25 protein-coding genes are annotated in these 26,614 nt (G+C 65.4%); 16 read left to right on the top strand and 9 right to left on the bottom strand.

Features of this window, described 5'->3' with window-relative positions:
- The first annotated feature begins 170 nt into the window (after positions 1-170).
- From NA5_RS30870 to NA5_RS30860, 3 genes are all read left to right on the top strand, one after another.
- The gene (locus NA5_RS30870) at positions 171-917 is read left to right on the top strand and encodes an NADPH-dependent F420 reductase (protein WP_062992399.1); all 747 of its coding nucleotides are present in this window, start codon (positions 171-173) and stop codon (positions 915-917) included.
- 476 nt (positions 918-1,393) lie between these two features.
- Positions 1,394-2,656: a cytochrome P450 gene (locus tag NA5_RS30865; RefSeq protein WP_062992397.1), complete on the top strand. Its 1,263-nt coding sequence runs from the start codon at positions 1,394-1,396 to the stop codon at positions 2,654-2,656.
- A gap of 11 nt (positions 2,657-2,667) precedes the next feature.
- Positions 2,668-3,888 (top strand): cytochrome P450 family protein, encoded by a 1,221-nt coding sequence (locus tag NA5_RS30860; protein ID WP_062992395.1) that lies wholly within the window; start codon positions 2,668-2,670, stop codon positions 3,886-3,888.
- 47 nt (positions 3,889-3,935) lie between these two features.
- Here the strand turns inward: NA5_RS30860 and NA5_RS30855 are convergent, their stop codons facing one another.
- On the bottom strand, positions 3,936-4,679 hold the full coding sequence (locus NA5_RS30855; RefSeq protein ID WP_157110726.1) for a hypothetical protein: 744 nt from the start codon (positions 4,677-4,679) through the stop codon (positions 3,936-3,938).
- A gap of 115 nt (positions 4,680-4,794) precedes the next feature.
- Here NA5_RS30855 and NA5_RS40805 point away from each other — a divergent pair, with 115 nt between their 5' ends.
- Entirely contained in the window at positions 4,795-4,953 is a 159-nt protein-coding gene (locus tag NA5_RS40805) for a hypothetical protein (RefSeq protein ID WP_157110725.1), read from the top strand.
- 45 nt (positions 4,954-4,998) lie between these two features.
- On the opposite strand, the gene glpD is transcribed toward NA5_RS40805, so the two are convergent.
- The 3 genes from glpD to NA5_RS30835 are packed head-to-tail and all read right to left on the bottom strand — an operon-like array spanning position 4,999 to position 9,103.
- Positions 4,999-6,678, bottom strand: coding sequence for a glycerol-3-phosphate dehydrogenase (glpD, locus tag NA5_RS30845; RefSeq protein ID WP_084484550.1), 1,680 nt, complete (start codon positions 6,676-6,678; stop codon positions 4,999-5,001).
- Between the two features lie 53 nt (positions 6,679-6,731).
- A complete protein-coding gene (gene glpK / locus NA5_RS30840) occupies positions 6,732-8,252 on the bottom strand; it encodes a glycerol kinase GlpK (protein ID WP_062992389.1) in 1,521 nt (506 codons plus the stop codon).
- 35 nt (positions 8,253-8,287) lie between these two features.
- Positions 8,288-9,103 carry an MIP/aquaporin family protein gene (locus tag NA5_RS30835; protein WP_062992387.1) on the bottom strand — a complete coding sequence of 272 codons (816 nt, stop codon included), beginning with the start codon at positions 9,101-9,103 and terminating at the stop codon, positions 8,288-8,290.
- Positions 9,104-9,360: 257 nt separating this feature from the next.
- Here NA5_RS30835 and NA5_RS30830 point away from each other — a divergent pair, with 257 nt between their 5' ends.
- The 5 genes from NA5_RS30830 to NA5_RS30815 all read left to right on the top strand — a co-directional run bounded on the left by NA5_RS30830 (position 9,361) and on the right by NA5_RS30815 (position 14,090).
- Positions 9,361-10,125, top strand: coding sequence for an IclR family transcriptional regulator (locus NA5_RS30830; protein WP_062992385.1), 765 nt, complete (start codon positions 9,361-9,363; stop codon positions 10,123-10,125).
- 65 nt (positions 10,126-10,190) lie between these two features.
- Positions 10,191-11,714, top strand: a complete 1,524-nt coding sequence (glpK, locus tag NA5_RS30825) for a glycerol kinase GlpK (RefSeq protein WP_062992383.1) — start codon at positions 10,191-10,193, stop codon at positions 11,712-11,714.
- Positions 11,715-11,749: 35 nt separating this feature from the next.
- Entirely contained in the window at positions 11,750-11,893 is a 144-nt protein-coding gene (locus tag NA5_RS40800) for a hypothetical protein (protein WP_157110724.1), read from the top strand.
- A 9-nt stretch (positions 11,894-11,902) separates the two neighbouring features.
- Positions 11,903-12,796 carry a DUF5995 family protein gene (locus tag NA5_RS30820; RefSeq protein ID WP_245672474.1) on the top strand — a complete coding sequence of 298 codons (894 nt, stop codon included), beginning with the start codon at positions 11,903-11,905 and terminating at the stop codon, positions 12,794-12,796.
- 46 nt (positions 12,797-12,842) lie between these two features.
- Entirely contained in the window at positions 12,843-14,090 is a 1,248-nt protein-coding gene (locus tag NA5_RS30815) for a vWA domain-containing protein (RefSeq protein WP_157110723.1), read from the top strand.
- 31 nt (positions 14,091-14,121) lie between these two features.
- Here NA5_RS30815 and NA5_RS30810 read toward each other — a convergent pair whose 3' ends face one another.
- Positions 14,122-14,397 (bottom strand): hypothetical protein, encoded by a 276-nt coding sequence (locus NA5_RS30810; protein WP_062992471.1) that lies wholly within the window; start codon positions 14,395-14,397, stop codon positions 14,122-14,124.
- Positions 14,398-14,553: 156 nt separating this feature from the next.
- On the opposite strand from NA5_RS30810, the gene NA5_RS30805 reads away from it, so the two are divergent.
- The 3 genes from NA5_RS30805 (at position 14,554) to NA5_RS30795 (ending at position 17,149) form a co-directional block, all read left to right on the top strand.
- Positions 14,554-14,850 (top strand): hypothetical protein, encoded by a 297-nt coding sequence (locus tag NA5_RS30805; protein ID WP_062992381.1) that lies wholly within the window; start codon positions 14,554-14,556, stop codon positions 14,848-14,850.
- 114 nt (positions 14,851-14,964) lie between these two features.
- The gene (locus tag NA5_RS30800; protein WP_062992379.1) at positions 14,965-16,365 is read left to right on the top strand and encodes a DUF1254 domain-containing protein; all 1,401 of its coding nucleotides are present in this window, start codon (positions 14,965-14,967) and stop codon (positions 16,363-16,365) included.
- Between the two features lie 64 nt (positions 16,366-16,429).
- Entirely contained in the window at positions 16,430-17,149 is a 720-nt protein-coding gene (locus tag NA5_RS30795; RefSeq protein WP_062992377.1) for a hypothetical protein, read from the top strand.
- Positions 17,150-17,156: 7 nt separating this feature from the next.
- Here NA5_RS30795 and NA5_RS30790 read toward each other — a convergent pair whose 3' ends face one another.
- A complete protein-coding gene (locus NA5_RS30790) occupies positions 17,157-17,600 on the bottom strand; it encodes a globin domain-containing protein (RefSeq protein WP_062992375.1) in 444 nt (147 codons plus the stop codon).
- A gap of 268 nt (positions 17,601-17,868) precedes the next feature.
- Here NA5_RS30790 and NA5_RS30785 point away from each other — a divergent pair, with 268 nt between their 5' ends.
- The gene (locus tag NA5_RS30785; RefSeq protein ID WP_062992469.1) at positions 17,869-19,098 is read left to right on the top strand and encodes a cytochrome P450; all 1,230 of its coding nucleotides are present in this window, start codon (positions 17,869-17,871) and stop codon (positions 19,096-19,098) included.
- A gap of 8 nt (positions 19,099-19,106) precedes the next feature.
- Positions 19,107-19,832 carry a TetR/AcrR family transcriptional regulator gene (locus NA5_RS30780; protein WP_062992373.1) on the top strand — a complete coding sequence of 242 codons (726 nt, stop codon included), beginning with the start codon at positions 19,107-19,109 and terminating at the stop codon, positions 19,830-19,832.
- On the opposite strand, the gene NA5_RS30775 is transcribed toward NA5_RS30780, so the two are convergent.
- Together NA5_RS30775 and NA5_RS30770 are read right to left on the bottom strand one after the other, a co-directional pair.
- Entirely contained in the window at positions 19,822-20,586 is a 765-nt protein-coding gene (locus NA5_RS30775) for an SDR family oxidoreductase (RefSeq protein ID WP_062992371.1), read from the bottom strand. The genes NA5_RS30780 and NA5_RS30775 overlap by 11 nt on opposite strands.
- Positions 20,587-20,716: 130 nt before the next feature.
- Complete coding sequence (locus tag NA5_RS30770) at positions 20,717-22,648, bottom strand: TerD family protein (protein WP_063813697.1); 1,932 nt, start codon at positions 22,646-22,648, stop codon at positions 20,717-20,719.
- 148 nt (positions 22,649-22,796) lie between these two features.
- On the opposite strand from NA5_RS30770, the gene NA5_RS30765 reads away from it, so the two are divergent.
- Complete coding sequence (locus NA5_RS30765) at positions 22,797-23,291, top strand: hypothetical protein (protein WP_062992369.1); 495 nt, start codon at positions 22,797-22,799, stop codon at positions 23,289-23,291.
- A 55-nt stretch (positions 23,292-23,346) separates the two neighbouring features.
- Here the strand turns inward: NA5_RS30765 and pabB are convergent, their stop codons facing one another.
- Complete coding sequence (gene pabB, locus NA5_RS30760) at positions 23,347-25,431, bottom strand: aminodeoxychorismate synthase component I (protein ID WP_062992368.1); 2,085 nt, start codon at positions 25,429-25,431, stop codon at positions 23,347-23,349.
- A gap of 80 nt (positions 25,432-25,511) precedes the next feature.
- Between pabB and NA5_RS30755 the strand changes: the two genes are divergently transcribed.
- Positions 25,512-26,561 (top strand): phosphotransferase family protein, encoded by a 1,050-nt coding sequence (locus NA5_RS30755; protein WP_062992367.1) that lies wholly within the window; start codon positions 25,512-25,514, stop codon positions 26,559-26,561.
- Positions 26,562-26,614 lie beyond the last annotated feature (53 nt).

Below are 26,614 nucleotides of genomic sequence, written 5' to 3'. Positions count from 1 at the left end.
CGGGCTCGGCGCGCTGAGCTCGGTCCGGTCGTCCGCTCGACAACCCTGCGGGGCGACCTCCGTCGTCGTTGGTGATCACGCGGTGAGTACGCAGCACACAGGTCTGGTTGTACGGCCGTGGCGGATCCACGCTGTCAGGCGGCACCCACACCAATGAAGGGAGATAAGCCGTGCACCGAACGCTCGGACTCATCGGCAGCGGAATGGTCGGTAGTTCCATTGCCCGCCTGGCCATCTCGGCAGGCCTCGATGTCGTCCTCAGTAATTCGCGAGGTCCCGAGACCCTCGCCGACCTCGTCGCCGAACTGGGCGGGCGGGCCCGAGCGGCTACACCAGCGGAAACGGCACGTGCGGCAGACCTTGTGGTGCTGGCGATTCCGCTGATGGCCTTTCAAAAGCTCCCCGCGGCAGCGCTGGCCGGAAAGACGGTTCTGGATACGGCCAACTATTACCCCGAACGAGACGGCCACCTGACCGAACTGGACACCGGCGCATCGACTTCCAGCGCCCTCATCCAGCGACACCTCGCGGATTCCCATGTGGTCAAGGCATTCAACACGATCACCCCGCACCAGCTGCTGTCCCTCGCCCGCCCCGCCGACGCCACCGACCGCAGCGCCCTCCCCATCGCAGGCGATAACGCGTCAGCCAAAGCCGAGGCGACCTACCTTCTGAACCTCCTCGGCTACGACGCAGTGGACATCGGTCCACTGACCGACAGTTGGCGCACCGAACCGAACACCCCGGCATACATCCGCCCCTACCTCGGCGAAATCCCAGCAATGGATGTCGACGCCTTTCTCCGGTGGACCCGACAAACTCCTGGCATCCCGGTCCCCGCAACCCAACTCACCGAACTCCTCGAAACCGCCGTCCGCCAGACTGCGGGTGAGGCGAAACTTCCGAGCGCCGACTGATCGGCCCCGAGCAGCGCCCGTCGAGCAGCACACCCGGTGTGCAACTGCCGTCAAGAGTGTGGGCATGGAACGATCGCTCGTCGAGCGTCGATCAGCAATGTGATCCATAGCAGCTCAACATATTTGCCGGTTGCGAGGGGTTCACGGTCGGCGTGCTTGCGTTGCGGACGGATCTGGAGAGAGTTCTTCCGGATGCTGATAACGTGGGCGGGTCGTCGAGTTCTCGGCGGCTGGTAGGGCGTCTGGTGATTGTGCGTCGAAATCGCCTGTCCTACAGGGACTGTGGGGTGACCGCAGTCGGCTGTGGTTGCCTCGCCATGGTTCGAGTTCTCGACGCGGACCTCATGGCCGGGGTCACATACGGTCGGCGTCGCGAGGAGGGCTGAACTGAGTGCTGTGGCCGCTGGCTGTGTTATCGCCGCGGTGCTTCCATTGATCCTGGCCACCTTGCTGATCCAACGTCTGGAGTCACGCCTTTGACCACGTCATCGTCCACCCACGCCACCGCGACCGGAGTCTGCCCCGCCCTGCACGGCTCACCCCTCGATGCCGCCGAACCCCGAGTGCTGTTGCATACTCCGGAGTTCGCGGCCGATCCGCATCGGGCCTATCGGGAGGCTCGCAGCCAGTACGGATCGCTGGTGCCGATGGAGTTGGCGCCGGGCGTGCCCGCCACCCTGGTGGTCGGGTATCAGACCGCGGTGCGAATCCTCAATGATCCGGAACACTTTCCGGCGGATCCGCGGCATTGGGAGCAGACGGTTCCCGACGACTCACCCGTCAAGCCGATGATGATGTGGTACCCGAACGCCCTACGCAATGCCGGTGCGGCCCATGCCCGCTACCGGCAGGCGTATACCGGCAGCATCGACGGAATCGACCTGCACGAACTGCATTCGACGGTCGAGAAGATCGCCATCCCGGTGATCAACTCCTTCTGCGAGGCGGGCGAGGTCGACCTGGTCACCCAGTACGCGCTGCCGGTCGTCTTCGAGGTCATCAACCAGCTGGTCGGCTGCTCAGCGGAATTGGGGCAGCGGGTCGCGACCGGTATGGCGATGCTCTTCGACACCGTCGAGGCCGCCGCCGGTATGGCGATGCTCAGCGAGGCGTTGCTGGAGTTGGTGCAGCTACGCAGGGCCGAGCCCGGTGACGATGTCACCTCGCGCATGGCCCACCACCCCTCCAAGCTCGACGATACCGAAATGCTGTGTCAGCTCATCAGTTTCTACGGCGCGGGCATCGAGCCGATGCAGAATCTGATCACGAACACGCTGCTGTTGATGCTCACCGACGACCGGTTCGGTGGCGAAATGCTCGGCGGTAGCCTCTCCACCCGCGACGCGCTCGACGAGGTGTTGTTCAACGACCCGCCGATGGCCAACTTCAGCATCACCTACCCGCGCCAGCCGATCCTGATCGACAACACCTGGTTGCCCGCCCATCAGCCGGTCGTGGTCAGCCTTTCGGGCTGCAATAACGATCCGGCGATCCGCGGCGGCGATCGCACCGGCAACCGCTCGCATCTGGCCTGGGGTGCCGGGCCGCACGCCTGCCCCGCGAAATCCGTTGCCTACCTGGTTGTTCAGGACGCCATCGATCAGCTGCTCGACGCACTGCCCGAGATGGAACTCGCCGTGCCCGCGGACGAATTGACTTGGCGGCCCGGCCCGTTCCACCGGGCACTGGCGGCACTGCCGGTCGTCTTCCCCAAGTCCCCTCCACTGCCCGTCTTCTGAAGGAGATAACGATGGAGCATGAACCGCTGGTCCTGGATCTGACCGGCGCCGATATCCAAGGCGAGAACGAGCGGATCCGGGAGCGCGGGCCGGTCGCGCTGGTCGCCCTGCCCGGTGGCGTGCCCGCATGGTCGGTGACCGATGCCGCCGTGCTCAAGAGTCTGCTCGCCGATCCGCGGGTATCGAAAGACGCACGGCAGCACTGGACTTCGTTCATCAACGGCGAGATCACCGAGGAGTGGCCGCTGCTTCCTTGGGTCGCGGTCGACAACATGTTCACCGCGTACGGCACCGACCACCGCCGCCTGCGCAAGCTGGTCTCGCCCGCATTCACCCACCGTCGCACCACGGCGCTGCGTCCGCGCATCGAGGCGATCACCGAGGGGCTGCTGAACGCGCTCGCGGCCACCCCGAAGGGCGAGGTGGCCGATTTGCGCGAGGGTTACGCCTATCCGGTGCCGATCGAGATCATCACCGAAATGATGGGTGTGCCCGAACATCTCGGACCCGGTCTGCGCACATGCGTCGACGGCTTCTTCGACACCTCGTTCGGCCCGGAGGAAGCACAGGCCAACTACCTCGAGATGTACCGCCTGGTCAGCGAACTCGTCGCCTACCGGCGCGAGACCCCTGGCGACGATGTCACCAGTGTCCTCATCGCCACCCGCGACGAGGACGACGGCTCGCAGCTGAGCGAGAAGGAACTCGTCGACACCCTGATGCTGGTCATCAATGCCGGTCACGAGACCACGGTCAACCTGCTCGACCAGGCGATCTTCATTCTGCTCACCCATCAGGAACAGCGCGCGGATCTGGTCGAGGGCCGGGTGCCGTGGTCGGATCTTGTGGAGGAGACGCTGCGCTACGAGGCACCGGTCGCGCACCTGCCGCTGCGCTACGCGGTCGAGGATATCGAGCTCGGTGAGATCCGAATTCCCAAGGGGGAGGCCATTCTCGCGTCCTACGCCGCCGCGGGCCGCGATCCGAATCTGCACGGCGCCACCGCAGCGACGTTCGACCTGCACCGGGTCAATAAGGAACATCTGTCCTTCGGGCACGGCGCGCACCACTGCATCGGCGCCCCGCTCGCCCGGCTGGAGGCGACCATCGCTCTCCCGGCCATCTTCGAGCGGTTCCCGAATATGCGGTTGGCCGTGGATCCGGCGGAATTGGCGCCGGTCGGCAGTTTCATTTCGAACGGACACCGCACACTGCCGGTTTTCCTGGACTAGATCGTTGTCGGGGTGCCGCACAGCGGCACCCCGCCCGCAACGTGCGTTTATGGGGTTGTCAGTTGTTCCTGTGGCGGTATCGGGGAGACGGCGCCGTCGATCGCGCCGACCGCTGCACCAACTGCCGCGCCAGCCGCGGCGAACGGTGCGGCGATCACCGCGTAGCCGATGGCCGCGCCGATGACGGGTACGACCACCAGCCCCGCGGGGGCGAAGACGAGTCCGGCGACGAGACCCGAGACCGCGCCGACGACCGCACTGGTGGCCGCGAGCGGAGTCGACACGGTGGCGCCCACCGCCGCGCCGACGATCGCGTCACCGACCACGGCATCGGCGATATGGTCGGAACGAGCGCGTTCGACGCCGACCGACTGAAGGCCTTGGGACAGTGCGGCTTCGGTACCGGCGGACGCGTCGTTGATCTGGGTGGCCTGTTCGGGCGAGATCCAGTCCGGGCGATCGATCTGGATATTGCCGACGCTGATCCGGTTGGTAGGGGCGGCGGATGGCTGTGGGACCAGATCCGGCTGCGCCGCGTTATCGGCGGGCGCTGCGGGGTCCGGGTCGGCCACGAATGCGGTGGCGCTCCACAGTGGTAAGGGTGCGTCGATCGGAGCCGATGGCTCGGCAACGAATCCGTATGGAGTCGGATTGCCGTGTGTTTGTGGTTCAGCGGTCGCGGGTGCGGTGCCGATGAGGATGACGGACAATGGAACCGCACTGGCCAAGGCGAGTGCGGCGGTACGTTGACAGATGGGGCGAAGCCGAGCGGCGGGCTTAGGTGTGCCCATGAATAACCTCATTCCGAACGTCGATGTCTACTTACCTACATTCGGAACAATCGACCTTTCGGATGAAAACGCGCGATGGCAATTTGCCGAGCCCGCTGCCGGGTATACGGCGAGCATGACCGGACGAAAGATCGATCCGCGGACAACCGAGAACGCCGAGGGTGACTTCGCGGACGAGCACAGCAAACCGACGCATGCCGACGAACATCCGCAGGATGAGCAGTTGGAGACCGACGAATCGACGCCCGAGTCCTACGGCGGCTCCGACATCTGACGCCGGACGGCGCGCGGTACGAATCCGTACCGCGCGCCGGGGGAGTCAGGTGACGGCGACCAACCGCGCTGCGTTGGCCGACTCGTCGTCGGCGGCCTGGTTGGCGGCCAACTCCGCCTGCACCCGCTCGCGGTAGCGGGTGATTTCGCGATCGGTGGTCGCGGCATCCCAGCCGAGTCGGGCGCCCATGAGGTAGGCCACCGCGGGGGCGGCGGTCAAGCCGCGGTCGGCGGTCTCGATCGAGATGCGGGTGCGGCGGGTCAGGACATCGTCGAGATGCAGTGCGCCCTCATGGGTCACCGCGTAGACGACCTCGGCGCCGAGGTACGCACCGGCACCGGGCAGCGGCTCGGCCAATTCCGGTTCGGCGGCGACCACCTCGAACACCTCGGATACGCCCGACCCATAGCGACCGAGCAGGTGCTCGACGGTCGCGACGGACAGACCGGCCCGCTGCGCGACGCTGTCCACATCGGCCGCCAGCTCCTGGTATCCGACGGCGCCGAGCAGCGGCAGATGTTCGGTCACCGACGGTGCGGCCGCGCGACCGAGCCCCTTGACGGCCGCGTCCACCACATCGGCGGCCATCACACGGTAGGTGGTGTACTTGCCGCCCGCGATCACGAACAGGCCCGGAACCGGTTCCGCCACCGCATGTTCGCGCGAGAGCGTCGCGGTATCGGCGGACGCGCCCGACAGCAGCGGACGCAGACCGGCATAGGTGCCGACAATATCGTTGCGGGACAAAGGCTCTCGCAGCACGGCGTTCATATGATCGAGGATGTACTGCACATCGGCATCGCTGGCCACCGGATGGCTCTTGTCCAGCGCCCAATCGGTATCGGTGGTGCCGATGATCCAGTGCCGTGCCCACGGGATCACGAACAGCACACTCTTCTCGGTGCGCATGATCAGACCGGTATCCAGGTCGAGCCGCTCGCGCGGGACCAGAATGTGCACGCCCTTCGACATGCGTACGTGGAACGGGAAATCCACGCCGGTCATCTTGTTCATCTCGTCGGTCCAGACGCCGGTCGCGCTGATCACCCGGCGGGCGCGCACGGTGTATTCGCGACCGCTTTCCATATCGGTGACTTGTGCGCCGATCACCCGCTCGCCGTCGCGCAGCAGTCCGGTGACCTTGGTGCGGGTGAGTACGGTCGCGCCGTGCTGGGCGGCGGTGCGGGCGATGGTCATGGTGTGCCGGGCATCGTCGACCTGTGCGTCGAAGTAGCGGATCGCGCCGATCATCACGTCATCGCGCAGTGCGGGCGCCAATTCCATTGCGCGCGTGTGCGAAAGGTGTCGGTGCATGGGCAGCGCCCTGGCCCCGCCGATGGTGTCGTACAGTGCGACACCCGCGCCGATGTAGGCGCGCTCCCAGACCCGGTGCTGCAGTGGCAGCAGGAACGAGACCGGGCGCACCAGATGTGGGGCGAGCCGGTGCAGCAGCAGGCCGCGCTCCTTCAAAGCCTCACGCACCAGCCAGAAGTCGAGTTGTTCCAGATAGCGCAGGCCGCCGTGGATGAGCTTGCTGGATCGGCTCGAGGTGCCCGCCGCGAAATCCCGTGCCTCGACCAGGGTGACGGTAAGGCCACGGGCGGCGGCATCGAGGGCGGCACCTGCTCCGACCACACCGCCGCCGATAACAAGTACGTCGATTTCGTTGTCGCCCAATGTGTTCAAGGCATTGATGCGGTAATTCGAGTCCAAACGCGCGGACACGGTATGTCTCCTTGTTTCAGCACTACTAGGTCTTCGAGATTCGGGCCGAGGGGTTAGTCGTCCACGTCGATCCAGTCGAGGGTGCGCGAGACCGCCTTCTTCCAACGGGCATAGCCGCGTTCGCGCTGCTCCTGGGTCGAGGTGGGGGTCCAGCGCTTGTCCTCGTGCCAGTTCTGTACGAGTTCGTCGGTGTCGCTCCAGAATCCGACGGCCAATCCGGCGGCATAGGCCGCGCCGAGTGCGGTGGTCTCGGCGACCACCGGCCGCGAGACCGGCACATCGAGGAAGTCGGCCTGCAACTGCATGCACAATTCGTTCGCGGTGACGCCGCCGTCCACGCGCAAAGTGTCCAGGCGAACACCGGAATCGGCCTCCATGGCCTCGACGACATCGCGGGTTTGATAGCAGATCGACTCCAGCGTGGCCCGCGCGAGATGGGCATTGGTGCTGTAGCGGGACAGGCCGACGATGACGCCGCGCGCGTCCGAACGCCAATACGGTGCGAACAGTCCGGAGAACGCGGGTACGAAATACACCCCACCGTTGTCCTCGGCCTGCCTGGCCAGCGATTCGCTTTGTGCCGCACCGGAAATGACGCCGAGCTGATCGCGCAGCCATTGCACGGCCGAACCGGTGACCGCGATCGAACCCTCCAGCGCATACACCGGCTTGTTGTCCCCGAGCTGGTAGGCGACGGTGGTGAGCAGACCGTGCTGTGAGCGCACGATCTCGGTTCCGGTATTGAGCAGCAGAAAGTTTCCGGTGCCGTAGGTGTTCTTGGCCTCGCCCGGACGGAAACACACCTGACCGACGGTGGCGGCCTGCTGATCGCCGAGCACACCGGCCAGCGGCACCTCGCCCCCGAACGGGCCGTCGGACCTGGTCTTGCCGAACAGTTCCGGATTGGACGAGGGGGCGATGGTCGGCAGCATCGCGCGCGGGATCCCGAACAGGGATAGCAGTTCGTCGTCCCAGTCGCAGGTTTCCAGATCCATCAGCATGGTGCGACTGGCGTTGGTCGGATCGGTGACATGCGCGCCGCCGTCGATACCGCCGGTCAGGTTCCACAGCAGCCAGGTGTCGGTGGTGCCGAAGATCGCCTCGCCCTGCTCGGCATCGGCGGCGACGCCGGGAACGTTGTCCAGGATCCAGCGCAACTTGCCGCCGGAGAAATAGGTGGCGGGCGGCAATCCGGCTTTGCGGCGGATGATGTCGCCGTGACCCGCGCGTTCGAGTTCGGCGGCGATCTTGTCGGTGCGGGTGTCCTGCCAGACGATGGCATTGCAATACGGCCGCCCGGTCCGGCGATTCCACACCACGGTGGTTTCGCGCTGATTGGTCACACCGACCGCGGCCAGATCGCTCGCGACGAGATTCGCCTTGTTCAGGGTGGACACGATGACCGAACGGGTGCGCTCCCAGATCTCGGTCGGATTGTGCTCCACCCACCCCGCGCGCGGCAGGATCTGCTCGTGCTCGAGCTGGTGCCGGGCGATCTCATTGCCGCCGTGGTCGAACACCATGAAGCGCGTGCTCGTGGTGCCCTGATCGATGGCGCCGACATACTGGCTCATCGCTATCCTTTCGAAAACGCATGGGGGAAGAAGATTCAGAACAGGAATTGCGAGGCGATTCCGGCGAGCACACCACCAGCCAGCGGGCCGAGTACGGGAACCCAGGCATAGGACCAGTCGGAGTTCTTGCGACGGGGTTCGATGGGGCGTTCGGGCAGATCTTCGGCATATCCCGCACCCGCCGCGACCGGGACTCGTGCGGGCTGCACCGGCGCGGGCTTGCCGATCGGCAGCAGCGCGTGCGCAATGCGTGGCCCGAGGTCACGGGCCGGATTGATGGCGTAACCGGTCGGGCCACCGAGCGAGGCGCCGATGCCGACGACCAGCAGTGCCGCGGCGACCGGCCCCAATCCGGTCGGGGTGTGGCCGAACGCGATGATCACCAGAACGAGGACGAATGTGCCGATCACCTCGGTGGCGAGGTTCCACCGCAGGGCACGGATGGCGGGCCCGGTGGCGAAGACCGCCAGCTTCTTGTCCTCATCGGTCTCGGCGTCGAAGTGCCGTTTATAGGCCAGATAGGCCAGATTCGCGCCGAGGAAGGCGCCGGCCATCTGCCCGCCCAGATAGGCGATCGTGCTGATGACCGAGATACCGATACCGGGCGCGTACTCGTCCGCGCCGCTGAAGAGAATGCCGATGGTGACCGCGGGATTGAGGTGGGCGCCCGATTTGTAGGCGACATACACCCCGGCCATGACGCCGAGACCCCATCCCATATTGATCAGCAGCCAGCCGCCGTCGTACCCCTTTGATTTGGTCAGCAACACATTCGCGACCACGCCGACACCGAGCAGCACCAGGGTCCCTGTGCCGAGTGCCTCGCTTACGAATACCGAGCCGAAGTTCACCGTTGAGCCTCCGTCTGAAATACCAGCCGCGGTTGCGGCAACTGGCGCAGACGCTACGACGGGTTTGCCGAACCGGACATAGCTCGCGTTCGACAATGCCGAATGGCTGTGGTGGCCGTCGCCCTGCGCCACCACTACTGTCCAGCGACCATGGAGGTCACCATGACGCAGGTCACACCGCGTAGCGCGAGTGTTGCTCGCGGGTTCCTGCGTATTCGACATTGTCGAACTGGCAGGTTCCGGATATGTTTCGGCGTATGCCGGGCCCGATCCAATCGATCGAACGAGCGGCGGCTGTCCTACAGCTGCTCGCTCGGGGTTCCGGCCGCCTCGGGGTCGGTGAGATCGCGGGTGCGCTCAATCTGGCCAAGCCGACCGCGCACGGTATCCTGCGCACGCTGCAGAGCGTCGGATTCGTCGAACAGGATCAGGCCAGCGGCAAATACCAGCTCGGTGCGGCCGTTCTGCATCTCGGGACCAGCTATCTCGATAACAACGAGCTACGCTCGCGGGCGATCAACTGGGCCGATGCCTTGGCCGCGCGCACGGGTGAGTCGGTGCGAATCGCAGCGGCGGCGGAAGGAGACGTGGCGATCGTGCACCATGTCTTCCGCCCGGACAATACCGAACAGACGCTCGAGGTCGGGGAACTGCTGCCGTCGCACGCGACCGCGCTGGGTAAGGTGCTGCTCGCATATGACGCCGAGTTGGCCGCCGTGGTCCGTGCCGGTGAGTTGGCACGGCTGACCCGGCGCACGATCGTCGACCGGGCGGCGCTCACCCGGGCGCTCGCGGCGGTTCGGCAGTCCGGTTGGTCGGGGGAGATCGAGGAGTTCCGATCCGGCGTGGCCGGTATCGCGGCGCCGATCCGCACGCACGGCGGGCTGGTGGTCGGCGCGGTCGGGATCAGCGGGCGGGTCGACCGGCTCTGTGATCCGCAGCTGCGGCATCGGCCGAGACTGGTCGATCAGGTGCGCGACGCCGCGCACGCGATATCCCGCGATCTCGTTGCCGGGCACTGAGTTCGCCGAACTCGGCCCGAATCACCCTTCACCGAACCGAATTTCCATCCGATAGAAGGCAGGCGATGTCGCAACGCTATGTGCTGGCGATCGACCAGGGCACCACCTCGACCAGGTGCATCCTGTTCGATCAGCGTGCGCGCCTGGCCGGTGTCGCCCAGCGCGAACATCAGCAGCACTATCCGCGCCCGGGCTGGGTCGAACAGGATGCGATGGAGATCTGGCGCAATGTCGAGCGGATCGTCCCGCAGGCATTGCGGGATTCCGGTATCGCGGCCGAACAGGTTGTGGCCATCGGCATCGCCAACCAACGCGAGACCACGGTGGTATGGGATCGCCGGACCGGTGTGCCGATCCGGCGGGCGATCGTCTGGCAGGACGTGCGCACCGATGACATCGTGCGCGAATTCGACAGCAAGCCGGGTGCGGAACGAATCCGTGAATTGTGCGGCCTGCCACTGGCGGGTTATTTCGCCGCGCCGCGGCTGCGTTGGCTGCTGGACAGCATTCCGGGACTGCGGGATCGGGCCGAGCGCGGCGAGGTGCTGTTCGGCACCATGGAGACCTGGCTGATCTGGAATCTGACCGGCGGTGCGGACGGCGGTGTGCATCGCACTGATGTCACCAATGCCAGCCGTACGCTGCTGATGAATCTCACCACCCTCGCTTGGGATCGGGAATTGCTCGACTTCTTCGGAATTCCCGCCGCGATGTTGCCGAGCATTCAGCCATCGACCGCGTCCTACGGGACGACCAGCCGTGTTGTGCCCGGCATCAGGATCGCCGCCGCACTCGGCGACCAGCACGCCGCGCTATTCGGCCAAACCTGTTTCGCCCGTGGGGAAACCAAATGCACGTACGGCACCGGCGGTTTTCTGATGATGAACACCGGGCGTGAACTGGTGCAGTCTTCACACGGTCTGCTCACCACGATCGGCTATCAGATCGAGGCCGAACCCGTGTACGCGCTGGAGGGCCCGATCGCGGTCGCCGGATCGCTGGTGCAGTGGGTACGCGACAATATCGGCTTGGTGTCGAGTGCGCCTGAAATCGAAACCCTCGCTCGCACAGTCGAAGACAACGGCGGCTGCTATATCGTGCCAGCCTTCTCCGGTCTCTACGCACCGCATTGGCGCAGTGACGCACGGGGGCTCGTCATCGGCCTGACCTCCTACATCAACAAGGGCCACCTCGCCCGCGCCGTCCTCGAGGCGACCGCCTGGCAGACCCGCGAAGTCGTCGACGCCATGAACGCCGACTCCGGCCTGCACGCCCGCACCTTGCGCGTCGACGGAGGCATGACATCCGACAACCTGCTCATGCAGATAGTCGCCGACGTCCTCGATGTCCCCGTCATGCGCCCCTTCGTAGCCGAAACCGTCTCCCTCGGAGCCGCTTACGCCGCCGGACTTGCCGTCGGATACTGGCCCGACCTCGAAGGCCTGCGGAGCAATTGGCGCCTCGCCGGACAATGGATCCCCCAAATGGACCCCACCCACCGCGAAGACGAATACGACAACTGGAAGCGCGCCGTAGCCTTGACCTTCGGCTGGTCGCGCTCGAAGCCCGCGCCGGGTGTCGCCCATTGAATTGTGGGTCTCATAGCGCACCGCCGTCATACGAAATGAACGGCATGGAGGGGAATTCGAAACAGGCAGCGCCCAAGATGCTGGGTGGCAAGCGGCAGCAGGCGACCCATGAGTGTACGCGCGAATTCCATTTCGCCTGTGTCGATGCCGCCGATCTGCGCCGCATCGAGCGCGCTTAGACTTCGGCGGTGCGAGCTTCCTTGCGAACGGCCGTCCTCGGGTTGATCACCACGATAGCCGCGATGTCGGCCGGATTGACGCCGATGGCCGTCGCGCAGCCGGTTGATCCGGGGTTCTGCGGCACCCCGCTATCGGCGGATGAACTCGACACCATCGCGCAACTCTCCGATACCAGCACATTGACCGGAGATGCGTTGCAGCGCTTGGAGACCGCGGTCGCGCGCCATCATGAGATAACCGAGATCCTGGTCGCGCACCGGGATCGGCGCGGGCTGTTTCCGCTCGGTCTCGACGGTGTCGAGCAGGTGGCGGTAATGCCATTGCAGCGTGATCCCGGCGCGTTCCAGGATCCGGAGTACGCGCATGCGATCAGCCTGGAATTGCTGCGGCGGTTCCTGGTCAATGTGCACGCGGCCTTCACCGGCGCGCCGGTCGAGCCGCAGTGGGCGCGGTATTTCGAGCTCGCTCGCCGGTGCGAGGTATCGCCCGCCCGCATCGCCATGGCGGGCTACAACGCGCATTTGAACGTGGATCTCGCGTATTCCGTCGCGACGGTTGCGAGTAGGCCGGAGAACGCGCCCGACTACTTCGAGATCGTCGACGCGATCGCCGCCTCCGGTCAGGTGATCATCGATCGGACCAAGGAGATCTACAACGGCGATCTCGGTCCGCTGTGGCGGTTCTATTTCGTCGGCGAGGGTCTGGATCTGCTGCTCGGCGCGGGCGTGGCGACCGGTCCACTGCTGCGGGCCGCTGATCTCGGATACAACGTGGTGATCTACGGCAATGGTCTGGCCCTGGAGGATCCCGGACTGCACGACCCGACCGCCGCGGAGATCCGACTGCTCAGCGATTCCGTCGAAACGGCATTGGATGTGTTGACACTGCTCAGGGGTCTGTGAGACGCGTACTCTGTACGGTTCGATCAGGGTACGGCAAGGAGTCGCGGTGGGCATCTCACTCGTCAAGGGCCAAAATGGTGCGCTCGCGGCATCGAATGTCGTTGTCTCGGTGCGGTCTATCGCCCCCGCCGATGTTTCGGCACTATTGGTGACCGAAGCGGGCCGCGTTCGCACCGACGCCGATTTCGTCTTCTTCAATCAGCCGCAGGCCCCCGGCGTCGCGCTGCGGTCGGGAACGCCTGCGGCGCTGGCCGTTGCCCCGGCTCATGTCCCGGCCGACATTGCCCAAATCCGGGTGGTGATCACATTGGGCGAATCCGGGGCAACCTTCGGACAATTCGCGGCACCGGTTGCCACCGTCGCCGACGCGTCCGGGAATGCGCTCTACGAGTACGTGATCGACGGACTCGACAGCGAATCCGTCGTTATCGCACTGGAACTGTATCGGCGCAATTCCGAGTGGAAGGTCCGCGCGGTCGGGCAGGGCTATGCGGGGGGATTCGCCGCGCTTGTCACCGACCATGGGGTCAGCGTGGACGACGAGCCCGCGCCCACCGCCACGCCGGAGGTCCGCACCGTACCCGGCGAAGCCAAACTTTCCTTCGAGAAGCGCGCCAAGCTCGACCTGCGCAAACGCGAAGTAGCCAAGGTGCTGATCAACAAGAACGCCTTCGGAATTCGCGCACGCGTCATCCTGGTCATCGACAAAACCCTCAGCATGAGCAGGCAATACAGCAAACAGGTCGTGCATCGCGTTGTGCAGCGGATGATCCCGGTGGCCACCCAGCTCGACGAGGACGGCACGCTGGAGGCCTACCTCTACGCGCTGTCCTTCGCGAAACTGCCCGATATCACCGTCGAGCACGGCGAGGCGTGGGCCCAGACCTTCCTGCACCTCACCGGCACTCACCAGGGCATCGACTACGCCAGGATCGGTGGCCGCAATGACGAACTGCCGATCATGCGCGACATCATCGCCTCGCTGCGCCCCGGCGATGCGCCGACCCTGGTGCTGTTCTTCACCGACGGCGGCTTCGCGAAGAAGCGTGAAATCGCCGCACTCATGCGCGAAGCGTCCCGGCTGCCCGCCTTCTGGCAGTTCGTCGGGCTCGGCAGGGCCAACTACGGTCTGCTGCGCACCCTCGACGAGATGTCGGATCGGGTCGTGGATAACGCGGGCTTCTTCGCCCTCGACGACATAGACCAGGTGGACGACGCGCAGTTGTATGCCCGACTGCTCGGCGAATTCCCGGACTGGCTACGGGCGGCCGGGCAGGCGGGCATCCTGCGCTGAATCGTGCCGGTACGCAGTCGAAGTCGCGGATTCAGCCGATGACGGCGTTCATGATGGTGCCCGCACTGGTGGCCACCACGCCGCCGATCATGGCTCCCGCCACCATCTTCGGCGATTCCAGACCGCCGCCGGTCCACTTCTCCCAGGCGAAGCGGCCACCCGCGTAGATGATCGCGACTATGCCCGCGAGCAGCACGAACCAGGTGAAGTAGCGGACCAGTTGAAGAATCTTGTCCGACACCGGAGGGGCTTCAGGGGTGGGATTACCGATCTGCGCCCAAGTGTCGTAAACGGTGGCCAGGATCATCTCGTGTTGCTCATTCTGGATGCGGGACAAGGGGGTTAACTCGCTCTCCGAGATGGTATCGGTTTCTCGGCGACCATGCAGTCACGATCTCCGCGACCTTGCGAGACCACTCGTTGTGCGGATCATGGAGAGGGCGTGATAGTCGAGGAGTAGACGATGAACATCTATCTGATGTCGATCGGCGATGCCTATGCGACGTTGGCGCAGATCCAGAATCCGACGCCGCAAGCTCCGCCGCTATCGGACAAGCTGCTGCAGATGGTGCGCTATCTGACCTGGTTTGCCCTGCTGTCCGGGATAATCAGCATCATTTATGCGGGCGGCCGGTTCGCCTGGGAGAAATGGAGCGGCGGCGCGATGCAGTCGCCGAAGATGGTGGCCGGAGCCATGATCGGCGGTGTCGTCGCCACCAGTGCGGGCACGATTATGAATTCGATTCTCGGCACCGGCTGATCGGCGAAAACCCGGCCGCATCGCCGCTTGCCCGGTTTATGGCAAATATGTGGCTATACTCCGGCTGATCTCTCTCGAAGTTGTCCGACCTGATCGGGAAAGTAGGGAGAAGGCATGAGTATGTCGCGGCGATCAGTGCTGCTGGCCGGTGCCGTTACGGGCGCGGGCCTGGTCGCGTGCGGCAAATCGACGGATTCCGGTAGCGCGGAGAGTTCCGGCAGCGTGCCCCCGAGTGATCCGCGTTCGGTCGCGACCGACGCCTATATCTATGGATTTCCGCTGGTGTTGATGGATGTCACGCTGCGGACGAATACCACCGCCGTACCCGCCAATCGGATGGCGGCCATCGGTGCGGTAAATCCGAGGATGACCGCCGTTGTCATGCCGAATATCGACACCCTTTATGCCACAGCCTGGCTCGACCTCGGTGCCGAACCGGTGGTGCTGCAGGTTCCGGCAATGGACGGTGACCGGTACTGGATCATGCAGATCCTGGACGCCTGGACCAACACCACGCACAGTCCGAGCAGTGTCGCACCGCAGTTGCCCCCCGGTCAGGACCCGCCGTACGGGTACGTGATCACGGGCCCCAATTGGTCTGGCGCGCTGCCGGATAACCTGACCAGACTCGCGATGCCCACCGACACCGCATGGCTGATCGGTCGCATCGAACTGCGCAATCAGACCGATCTCGCCGCCGCCCAGAGTGTGCAGCAGCAGGTGCGGCTCGCACCGCTGAGCGCCTGGCTACGCGGTGAGCGACCGACCCCGGTGATCGATCCCGATATGTCCACGCCGATCTCGCCTCCGCAGCAGGTGGCCCGGATGGATGGGCGCACCTTCTTCGAGCGGCTGTGCGCCCTCATGCTCACCAACCCGCCTGCCCCCGACGATGCCCCAGCGCTGCAGCGGTTTTCGAAGATCGGCATCCGGCCGGGCGGCACGATCGACGGTACGCCGGTCGCCGATCTCGACGCGGCGGTGGCGGCGGGTCAGATGCGCATACCGGACTACGCCAATCCGAAGGCCAGACGTGAGAACGGCTGGGGTTTCGCGACGAATCTCGGCGCCTATGGCACCGACTACTCATTGCGTGCCTCGACCGCGTGGACCGCGCTCGGCGCGAATCTTCCCAAAGACGCCGTCTATCCGGAGATCAGCGCGAATGCGGGGGAGCAGGGTGCGCCGCGCAACTACCGGCTGCATTTTCCCCCGGGCGAGACTCCGCCCGCGCGGGCGTTCTGGTCGCTGACCGCGTATACCGCCGAACGCTATCTGGTGCCGAACCCGGCGGGCATCTACTCGGTCGGTCATCAGCGTCCGGTCGTACCGCTGCCGGACGGCTCGGTGGAACTCGCCATCCAGGCCGCTGACCCGGGAAGTGATGTGCCAGACGGCAATTGGCTGCCCATCCCGGAAACCGGCACCTTCCGGCTTGCGCTTCGCCTGTACGTGCCCGAGGAACGCGCGCTCGATGGGCGCTGGCGACCCCCGAGTCTGAACCGAGTCGGGTGAAGGTGATTCGACGGGATCGGCATCCGCCCGTCCTGACCGCAGTGCCGTAGGAGGGCGAGAAACTATGGGCCGCTTGACTTTCCCGATCGCGGTCGCTGCGACGGCGGTGCTGGTATTCGCCGCGCCGGTTGCCGCGGCCGAGGTGGGTGGTGAGGACGCCGTGCCGTCGCGAACCGCGTTCTCCTTCCGTTCGGTGCTGCCCGGCGTCCAGTGGGGCACCAGCAACGAATACGAGATGCGCACCGGGTTGTCGCTGGTCAAGCTCTATATGGTCGACTACGCGCTGCATCGGGGCGACGGGTCGGCGACGGATCTGGCCTTGGCGGAGCGGATGATTCGCTATTCCGACGACTCCGCCGCCGACGCACTCGGTGCGAAGTATCCGGAGGCGATCGACGCCATCGCGGCGGAGTACCGCCTGACCGCTACCAAATCGGGCCCGGCCTGGGGCATGTCGTACACCAGCACCGCGGATGTGGCCACTTTCCTGGCCACCAAGAAGCGCACCGAACCTGGTTCGCCGATCTTCGGCTGGATGGCAGCGGCGGGTGAGCAGGCGGCCGACGGCACCGCACAGGATTGGGGGACCGCACGGCTGCCGGGCGTAAAGGGCAGCAAATGGGGCTGGTCCGACAGTGGACCGCTGGAGGTGGCCTCGGCGTCGTTCGGCGACAGTTTCGCGGTCGCGGCGCATACCCGCGGCACACCCGAGGATCAGACGGCCGATGTCTCGGCCACCGTGCCGTTTCTGATATTGGCTCTGGTGGCGCGCGTGACGGGATAGGCGGCGATCAGTCGTCGCCGTCCCAGGTCCAGTGCGGCACCGCGCGGATCGGGTGCAGTTCGTCGTCGGACTTGGCATGCGAATTCTGCTGTGCCACTTGGGCGCCGAATTCGGCATGCTCGCGCACCGCGTCCCGGAAGGCGGGATCGTCGAATAGCCCAGCCTCCTCGAACGCCGCCAGATACAGCTCGGCGAAGCGCTCGCGCTGCTCGTCGGTGATTTCGAGGCCGCGGTGCACGGCGATGATGTAGTCGAAGCCGAGGTTGCGGGTGAAATGATCTGGGCCGCCGAAGGATTCGGCGGTGAACCAGGTGAGATGGTCGACATGCGTCGGGCGGCGTTCGGTGAACTGGGTTTTCAGCACCGGATCGGCGAGCACCTTGTCGTAGAAGGCTTCTTCGACACGATGCAATGCCTCGTCGCCACCGGCGTGCTCGTACAGGCTGGGCATGGGGACCTCCGAACTGTTGCGTCCCCATTACAGGCCGGTCCGCTCGGTCGCGTCCACAGTTTCGCGATAAGCGATCAATAAAGGCACTCATAGCTAATAGCTATTTCTCGCGAGCGGCCGCACCGCTGTCGAAAACTTGAGTTAACGGGGTTTACTAAACACTATTCACAAACTGCCGAATGTGTGGTTTTATCTGCTTCGGAACGTGTCCACACAACGTCGTGAGGTCTGCCCGCCCGAGTCAGACCGGTAGGAGATAGCCGTGACCGTGACCACGCCATCGATTCCCGCGGGATTCGACTTCACCGACCCAGATCTGCTGTCCACCCGCCTGCCCATCCAGGAATTCGCCGAGCTGCGCCGGACCGCCCCGGTCTGGTGGTGCGCGCAGTCCGGGCGGGCCAGCGGCTTCGATGACGGCGGCTACTGGGTCATCTCCAAGCTCGACCACATCAAGGAGATCTCGAAGAATCCGGAGGTGTTCTCCTCGCACGAGAACACCGCGATCATCCGGTTCAACGAGGAAACCACCCGCGAGCAGATCGACATGCTCGGCAATATGCTGATGCTGAACCAGGATCCGCCGCAGCACACCAAGACCCGCCGCATCATCTCCAAGGGCTTCACACCGCGCGCGGTGGAGAGCCTGCGCGCGGCGCTCACCGAGCGTGCGGCCCGAATCGTGCACGAGGCCAAGCGGACCGGTCGTGGCGACTTCGTCGAACAGGTCGCCTGCGAACTGCCGCTGCAGGCCATCGCCGAACTGATCGGGGTGCCGCAGGACGACCGCAAGAAGCTGTTCGACTGGACCAACCAGATGATCTCCTACGACGATCCGGAGTTCGACGGCAATCACCACGCTGCCACCGCCGAGGTCATGGGCTACGCCTGGAATATGGCCGAACAGCGGCGCAAATGCCCGGCCGACGACATCGTCACCCAGCTGATCAATGCCGATATCAACGGTGAGAACCTGGGCTCGGACGAGTTCGCGTTCTTCGTGATCCTGCTGTCGGTCGCGGGCAATGAGACCACCCGCAATTCGATCACCCACGGCATGAAGGCCTTCGTCGACAACCCGGACCAGTGGGAGCTCTACAAGCAGCAACGGCCACGCACCGCGCCCGATGAGATCGTGCGCTGGGCCACCCCGGTGACCGCATTCCAGCGCACCGCCACCCAGGACACCGAGGTCGGCGGCCAGGAGATCAAGAAGGGACAGCGCCTCGGGCTGTTCTACAGTTCGGCCAATTTCGACGAAGACGGATTCGAGGATCCGTTCACCTTCAATGTGCTGCGCAACCCCAACCCGCACGTCGGCTTCGGCGGCACCGGCACGCACTACTGCGTCGGCGCCAACCTGGCCCGGCTGCAGATCGATCTGATGTTCAACGCCATCGCCGATGTGATGCCGAACCTGCGCCAGGTCTCCGATCCGGTGCGGCTGCGCTCGGGTTGGTTGAACGGCATCAAGCGCTGGGAAGTCGAATACGCTTGAATTCCTTCATGAACAGGTCCAAGCCGCGCGGGCGGGCACCGGTGGTTTCGGATGCGGATATCCGCCGGGTGGCGCGCGCACTGCTGGTCGAGCACGGTCCCGACGCGGTCACGCTGCGGGCGATCGCGCGTGAACTCGGCATCACCGCGCCCGCCCTGTATCGGTATTACAACTCGCGCGAGGACCTGTTGGAGAGTCTGCGCCTGGAGTTCTGCGAGGACCTCGCCGCCGAGCTGTCCACGCAGATCGCCACGCTGCCCGATGACGGCGCGGTGCAGTTCTTCGCCATCTGCAAGGGATTTCGGCGCTGGGCGCTGGCGCACACCAGGGAATTCACCCTGGTGTTCGCCTCGCCGGGCGCGGGCCGCGCACGCATGCTGCGCCGATTCGACGAACCGTTCGGACGGATCTTCCTCGCGGCCGCCGGTCGGCTGCTGGCCACCTACGATGTCGTTACCCCGCCGACCGATGTGATTCCGGCGGAGTTGCGCGATGACCTCGTACTGTTCCAAACCGAGCTGCTGGCAGCGCTTTCGGACTCCGGGCAGAAATTTCCGGCCGAAAAGCTCGACCTCGGCGTGACGTATCTGATGATCCAGATCTGGGCCAGGCTCTACGGGCACGTCACGCTCGAGGTGTTCGGGAATTATCCGATCCCGCTGTCGAATCCGGAGATTCTGTTCGATGCGATGCTGGCCGATCTGGGTCGCACGGCCGGGTTGGTCAGCGAGTGAGTCGGTGGGACAGCCATTCGGCGTAACCGGCGCCGATCGCGTCGCCGTTTCCGTCCACGCAGAGCGCACCCGATCGTAGGGCGCGTCCGGCGCGACCCGGAATGGGTACTGGCAGCGGCAGCAGTTTGCGGCCGGTGTGCGCGCGGTAGATATCGGCGAGTTCGGTGAGGGTGTGTACGGTCGGTCCGGCGATATCCGGGATGCGTCCAGCCGGGCCGTTGTCCACCGCGTCGGCGAGTCTTGTCGCGACGGCGTCGACATCGATCGGCTGTAGCTTCGCCGACGAGCGCGGTGCGAGCCGCCAGCGTGCCGATGCGGCGAGGATTTCGGTCACGAGTTCGTGGAATTGACTGGCGCGCAAGAGCGTCCACGGGATCTCGCCGGTGGTGACCACCTGTTCCTGTTCCACCTTCGCGCGGTAATAGCCGAAGGGAACGAGATCGCAACCGACGATGGAGATTTCGACGTGATGGCCGACACCCGCCTGCTTTTCGGCCGCCAGTAGTCGGCGCACGCCGTCCACCATGACCGACCGGGTCCGGCTGCGGGCACTGACCGCGTCGACGACGGTGTCGCAGCCGTCGAGTGCGGATTCCAGCCCCGCGCCGGTCGCGAGGTCCGCGGACCGGTGCTCCAGAGTCCGATCCGCCGGAGCCGTTCGGCTCACCACGCGGACCTGATGTCCGCGTGCGTTCAGCTCCCGTACCACCGAGGCCCCCAGAACCCCGGTTCCGCCGATTACCGCTACCTGCATTGATCCTCCCAAACGGCGCTGTTCGGTATTGGACGCTACGGTGACATGCCGGACCGCTCAACGTGCTTCATCGCATATGCAGTGTTCGCCACATCGGTGTTCCGGTGCGCGATCGTATGCGGTATCCGCCTCAGATCCGCGCGCCCTTGGCGCGGTTGCAGGCGCGGCAGAGGATCTGCAGATTGGTCGCACTCGTCGCACCACCTCGGCTCAGCGGAATGATGTGGTCGAATTCGAGATAGTGGCCGTCGCCGCATTCGACACACTTGCCACCGTCACGTTGCCACACCTCGGCCTTGACCTCCTGCGGGATGCTGCGCGTGTCGCGCTGGCCGGGCGTGAGGACCAGGCGTTTGGCGACCCGCAGCGCACCTTCCAGCGCGGCGGCGACATAATCCGGATCCTCGACATCGAAGGTGGCCCCACCACGGGACGAGGTCGCCGCGACGACCACCGAACGCTGCTCGGCATGCACCGAAACCACTCTGTTCCAAGGCAATTCGGTGCCGATATCGGTACCGACGAACCGCAGCTTCTTATTGCTGGCGATGAGCCTGCCGTCGGTGAGCTTAGGCCCCCTGGCGAGCTGGCGGACGTGCACGGCGGGCAGATCGACGTGCACCTTCTCCTCCGGATCCAGGTGCAGGCCGGGCGTTCGCACCACCGGCAGATCCCCGCCGCGCAACCGCGACAGGGTGCGGCCGCGATACATCCGCCTGCGCAGATCCTCGACCAGCGGTCCGCTGAGCGCCAATTCTTCGATCGCGTACTCGAACGCCTCGAACTCGGTCTGCTCGATTTCGCCATCGGCGAATGCGAAGGCCACCAGCCGTTCCACATAGGTGAGCGCCACATCCCGCAGCGCTGCCCGGCCCAGACCCTCATCGATCCGCTGATACCGCAGCGACGCCCACAGCGCATCCCACTCCGCACCACGCGGCCCGGCGGCGGTCAGCACGCGCCAGGCCTGGGTATGCCAGTGCGTCAGGAATTCCTCGATCTCGTGCGCGCAGCTCTGGCACGGCGCGAGACCACCGAACAGCTTGCGGCGCCGGGGATTTCCGCACCGTTCACAGCTGCGTGGGCCGGGCGGTCGCTGTTCGTACGTGGCACTGGTCCATTCGGCCCCATCCCACCACCGCATCCGTGCGGTGTTCTCGGGATCCGAATGCCAGTCCGCGCGTTCGGGATTCGGCGGTGCCGGTATCACCGGTTCGACATCGTGCCGCTGGCGCTGAAGGTCCACCGGCCTGCCGGGCCGCGGCCGAGCAGGTCGTTCGTCGGCCGAGTCCGGGCGATGGGCGGCTCGGTCACGGGGGCCTGTCGCGGCGGTGTGGTGCCAAGCCTGATCCGCGCGGTTCGTGCCGAGGGTCCGTGGTCGGCCCGGTGCATCGAGCCGGTCGTGCTGTTCGGTCGGGTCTGTGCGGGTGCCGTCCTGGCTCCGGGACGCATTGTCGAGCTGCCTGGGACCGGCCAGCGCCGTGCCGGTCGAGACACGTTGCTGCACTGGGTAAATGGTTGTCCGCTCCACGTGCGAGCGATCGGGCGTCGGTTCGGCGTGATCCTCGATGGCGACACCGAATTCGGTGACGAGGCCGGGGAGCCCACTGGCCCAACCCTGGCCGATCGCGCGGAAGCGCCACTGGCCGTCACGGCGATAGAACTCGCCGAACATCATTGCCGACACCGCATCGGGATCGGTGATCTCGAACTGGGCGATCGGCCCGTGCGCGGCCTCGATGGTGAGGGTCAGATCCGCGATATCGCCGAAGGTGCCGTCGTCGACCGATCCGGCCACCACGATCCGCGCCACATCAGGTTCGGTGCGCGGTAGCGACACGCTCAGTCGCGCCGTGCCGGGCGCCGGTTCTTGATCGAGCGTCACCGCCTGCGACATGTGGCGGGGTGCATTGAAGAACACCAGATCCCGATCGGTGCGCACCGTCCCGGCCTGCGCCAGCAATAACGCATGCGCATCCACCGCATGCCCCGACCGCCATGAAACAACCACGGCAAGAAGGGAAGTCGGCACCGCCGCATTGGCCCCTTTACTGAGTTTCATCGTGCTCGAACTATGCCACGAACCACCGACACGCCGACTGCCGCGGTCCATACCTTCGGCGGTGTGAGCGAGTGGTCGCGGACGCGACACAAACCGATCGGTCGGGGATATCCGGCCTCGCGGGCTATGGGTGCGGCAGAGTGAAGGGATGACTACCCCGAAGGGAGGGGGCCGGAAGGCCTCGACTCCGAAGGTGCCGGGTGGGCGAGTGCCGAGTCCCGGCGATGTTCTGGCGGCTGCGCAATCGGCGGTCGAGGCGGCACAGTCGGCGGCTAGTCAAGTATTGGATGCCGCACAGCTTACCGCTGGTCAGGCCTTCGATGCGGCGGTGCGGCTGCCACCGGCCTCGGCGCAGCTGGCGGCCCAGCTCCCGGATCTGATCGAGAGCCTCGCGATCGCCATCGACCGGCTCAACTCCACCATCGATCGCTTGGACCGCACCCTCGCGCTGGCGGATCCGGCTTTCGCCGCCTACGACCGATTACTGCCCCGCCTGGAGGCGATGATCGGCTTGGGTGAAGACCTCTTCAACGCCCTCGCCAAACTCCCTGGCGTCTCTCTCCTCGGCCGATTTACCGGCAAACCCGCCGAACCTCCGCCGCCACCACCCGAGCCCCCGAAGCGCACCCGCCGACGCAAATAGCGGCACCTTGTGCGGGGCTCCCGACGGGTGCGAATTCGAGCGGTTGGGCGGCCGCTCAGTGTGGTGCGGCGCGGAGGGTGGCGGCGGCCTTGAGCAGGGTTTCGTGGTACTCGTCCTCGGGGTCGGAGTCGAGCACGATGGCACCGCCCGCGCCGATGCGCCAGCGTCCGTCGTGGCGGACCGCGGTGCGGATGACGATATTGAGGTCCGCGGTGCCCGCCAGCCCCAGGAAGCCGATGGTGCCCGAATAGATGCCGCGCGCTTGGGTTTCCAGTTCGTCGATGATCTCCATGGTCCGCAACTTGGGTGCTCCGGTCATCGAGCCGCCCGGGAAACACGCACGCACACAATCGATCACATCGAAATTCGGCCGCAGCGTTCCGCGCACCGTGGAAACCAATTGGTGCATGGTCGAATACGTCTCGGTGGCCATCAACTTCGGCACGTGCACGCTGCCGACCTGACAGACTCGGCCCAGGTCATTGCGCAACAGGTCGACGATCATCAGATTCTCGGCCCTGGTCTTGGGACTGTCGGCCAGTTCGCGCCGCAGCCGTTCGTCCTCGGCGGCGGTGGACCCGCGCGGCGCGGTGCCCTTGATCGGCTTGCTCTCCACGGTGCGTGCACGGTCCACCTTGAGGAAGCGTTCCGGTGACGAGCAGGCGATTTCGAGATCGTCGAAGCGCAGATACGCCGCGTACGGTGCGGGATTGCAGCGGCGCAATGTGCGGTAGAAATCGAGCCCGTCCGATTCGGCGGCCTGCATGGACGCGGTGTCGGTAATGCAGATTTCGTAGGACTCGCCCGCATGCAGGCGCTCCTGGCAGACGGCGATATCGGCGAGATACCGCTCCCGACCGCGGGTGAACAGCGGTGCGACCGCAGCGGTATCGGAGCACACCTCGAGTGTCGGCGGATTCGCCCATGTCGGTAGGGATTCCAGGATCTCGCGGGTGTCGCGCAACCAATCCGCGCCCGCCCGAAGGGCTTCCGGCGTTGGATCGGTGAGTGCGAGCAGATGGGTGCGTCCGCCGACATGGTCCACGACCACGATCCGATCGGCGAAGATCCATTGCGCATCCGGTGTCGAGGCGCGATGCGCGGCATTCCCGCCGCAATCGGCCTTCACCTCATAGCCCAGGTAGCCGACGTAACCACACGCGAAATCGAAAGGCAGGTCGGGTAGTTCGGTATGTCTCAGGTGTAGCTGTCCGGCGAGATAGTCGAGAATTCCGCCGGGCACGGTCCGTCGGTTACCGTCCGAGGATTCGACCGTCACCGTGTTCTCCCCGACCCGGTAGCGGATCACCTCGGCCAGCGGCCCACTGGCATCGCCGAGGAAGGAGAACCGATCCAGTCCCGGTTCGACATGTTCGCTGTCGAGCCAGAACGCGGTGGGGGAGTTGCCATATAGGCGCAGGAACGCGGCCTCGGTATCGATCGCCCGCTCGATCACCGAATGCCGCAGCTGCCAGGAGCGCCGGGATTCGCGGAACTCGTGTCTACCCGTCAGCGGCTCGGCATTCTCGAAAGGTGCGATAATGCTCGATCGAATTCGCTGGCCCGCAGTAAGTTTCGCGAAATTGCCGAGCAGTGCCGCACCGTATTCGCTGGCAATCGATTCGGGATGGAACTGCACCCCCCACTGCGGTCTGCTTCGGTGCCGAACCCCCATGATCACCCCATCGGCCGTGACGGCGGTGATGTCGAGACCGTCCGGCAACGGCCGCTGCGCGCACAGCGAGTGGTATCGCACCGCGGTGAAACCCTCGGGCAGCCCGGCGAACAGTTCGTTGCCGTCGTGCTCGATGCGATCGAGATAGCCGTGCCGCGCGACGGGCGCGGTCGCCACGATGCCGCCCGCCGCGACGACGATGGCCTGATGGCCGAGACAGACGCCGAGTAGCGGCAGTTCGGTCTCGCCGATTACCGCGGCCGAGATGCCGATATCCCGGCCGACATCCGGGCGACCCGGCCCGGGTGAGATGACCACATTGTCGAAGCGCTCCAGCCGCAGCCCCGCGATATCGTCGACCTCGTCATTGCGCACGACCGTGGGTTCTTCCCCGTTCACCTCGCTGATCAGCTGATACAGGTTGTAGGTGAACGAGTCGTAATTGTCGATCAAGAGCGTGCGCATCGTGCCCCGAACCCTACGCCGCGTCGGTCGGCGCAAACTGTGGTCATGCGCCTTCAGTTGGGTTCATCGCGTGGTGCACAATGTGGGACATGTCAGAGGTGGATCGTGAGCTAGTCGACTTCGCCGTCGTCGGCACATGGATGGACGAGCAGGGGCTGCCTGCCGGTGAGTTCGAGAATGTGACCGCGCTCGGCGGCGGCACCCAGAACATCATGCTGCGCTTCACGCGCGGCGGTCAGGACTATGTGCTGCGCCGCGGTCCGAAACATCTGCGCGCCAAAAGCAATGACGTCATCCGTCGCGAGGCACGACTGCTCGGCGCGCTCGACGGAACCGGCGTACGCGCACCGAAGGTGATCGCAGCCTGCCCGGACGAATCCGTCCTCGGCGCGGTGTTCTATCTGATGGAGCCCATTATCGGATTCAACCCGCAGAACGAATTGCCGCAGTTGCACGCGGGCGATCCGGAGATCCGGCGGCAGATGGGTCTATCCGCGGTGGAGGCCATCGCCCGCCTCGGCTCGCTCGACTATCAGGCGCTCGGCCTCCAGGACTACGGCAAACCGGACGGCTTCCTGGAGCGTCAGGTGCCGCGCTGGCTCGGCGAACTCGAGTCCTATTCGGCCAATGCGGGGTATCCGGGCCCGGAGATTCCCGGTGTGCGACAGGTCGGGGAGTGGCTGGATCGGAATCGGCCCGCGCAGTGGAGGCCCGGCATCCTGCACGGCGACTGTCACCTGGCCAACATGATGTTCTCCTTCGACGGTCCGGAAGTGGCCGCGATGGTGGATTGGGAGATGTCGACCATCGGCGACCCGCTGCTGGATCTCGGCTGGCAGATCGCGACGCGTCCGGAGCCGGGTACGACGGGCGCGGCGTTGATCGGCAAGCTCGGTGCGGTCGGCGGTCTGCCGACGCCGCAGGACATGATCGAGCACTACGGCAAGTTCTCCGATCGCGACCTGAGCAATGTCACCTGGTACACGGTGCTCGCCTGCTTCAAGCTGGGAATTGTGCTGGAGGGCACGCATGCTCGCGCATTCGCGGGGAAAGCGCCGAAGCAGGTCGGTGACTTCCTGCATGCCATCACACTCGAACTCTTCGAGCGGGCACATCGTCTGATGGATTGAAGCGCCTGTCGGGATCTTGCCGATAGCTGGCTGAATATCTATCGCTGAAGATA

It is taken from the genome of Nocardia anaemiae NBRC 100462 (genome assembly GCF_001612725.1).
Taxonomy (GTDB): Bacteria; Actinomycetota; Actinomycetes; order Mycobacteriales; family Mycobacteriaceae; genus Nocardia; species Nocardia anaemiae.
This window is presented reverse-complemented; position numbering and strand designations above follow the sequence as displayed.

What these genes read in the sequence shown, in the direction of transcription:
- NA5_RS30860 (WP_062992395.1), top strand. Translation starts at nt 2,668, where the DNA reads ATGGAGCATGAACCGCTGGTCCTGGATCTGACCGGCGCCGATATCCAA.
- NA5_RS30855 (WP_157110726.1), bottom strand. Translation starts at nt 4,679, where the DNA reads ATGGGCACACCTAAGCCCGCCGCTCGGCTTCGCCCCATCTGTCAACGT.
- NA5_RS40805 (WP_157110725.1), top strand. Translation starts at nt 4,795, where the DNA reads ATGACCGGACGAAAGATCGATCCGCGGACAACCGAGAACGCCGAGGGT.
- glpK (WP_062992389.1), bottom strand. Translation starts at nt 8,252, where the DNA reads ATGAGCCAGTATGTCGGCGCCATCGATCAGGGCACCACGAGCACGCGC.
- NA5_RS30830 (WP_062992385.1), top strand. Translation starts at nt 9,361, where the DNA reads ATGCCGGGCCCGATCCAATCGATCGAACGAGCGGCGGCTGTCCTACAG.
- glpK (WP_062992383.1), top strand. Translation starts at nt 10,191, where the DNA reads ATGTCGCAACGCTATGTGCTGGCGATCGACCAGGGCACCACCTCGACC.
- NA5_RS40800 (WP_157110724.1), top strand. Translation starts at nt 11,750, where the DNA reads ATGAACGGCATGGAGGGGAATTCGAAACAGGCAGCGCCCAAGATGCTG.
- NA5_RS30810 (WP_062992471.1), bottom strand. Translation starts at nt 14,397, where the DNA reads ATGATCCTGGCCACCGTTTACGACACTTGGGCGCAGATCGGTAATCCC.
- NA5_RS30805 (WP_062992381.1), top strand. Translation starts at nt 14,554, where the DNA reads ATGAACATCTATCTGATGTCGATCGGCGATGCCTATGCGACGTTGGCG.
- NA5_RS30800 (WP_062992379.1), top strand. Translation starts at nt 14,965, where the DNA reads ATGAGTATGTCGCGGCGATCAGTGCTGCTGGCCGGTGCCGTTACGGGC.
- NA5_RS30795 (WP_062992377.1), top strand. Translation starts at nt 16,430, where the DNA reads ATGGGCCGCTTGACTTTCCCGATCGCGGTCGCTGCGACGGCGGTGCTG.
- NA5_RS30790 (WP_062992375.1), bottom strand. Translation starts at nt 17,600, where the DNA reads ATGCCCAGCCTGTACGAGCACGCCGGTGGCGACGAGGCATTGCATCGT.
- NA5_RS30780 (WP_062992373.1), top strand. Translation starts at nt 19,107, where the DNA reads ATGAACAGGTCCAAGCCGCGCGGGCGGGCACCGGTGGTTTCGGATGCG.
- NA5_RS30775 (WP_062992371.1), bottom strand. Translation starts at nt 20,586, where the DNA reads ATGCAGGTAGCGGTAATCGGCGGAACCGGGGTTCTGGGGGCCTCGGTG.
- NA5_RS30770 (WP_063813697.1), bottom strand. Translation starts at nt 22,648, where the DNA reads ATGAAACTCAGTAAAGGGGCCAATGCGGCGGTGCCGACTTCCCTTCTT.
- NA5_RS30765 (WP_062992369.1), top strand. Translation starts at nt 22,797, where the DNA reads ATGACTACCCCGAAGGGAGGGGGCCGGAAGGCCTCGACTCCGAAGGTG.
- pabB (WP_062992368.1), bottom strand. Translation starts at nt 25,431, where the DNA reads ATGCGCACGCTCTTGATCGACAATTACGACTCGTTCACCTACAACCTG.
- NA5_RS30755 (WP_062992367.1), top strand. Translation starts at nt 25,512, where the DNA reads ATGTGGGACATGTCAGAGGTGGATCGTGAGCTAGTCGACTTCGCCGTC.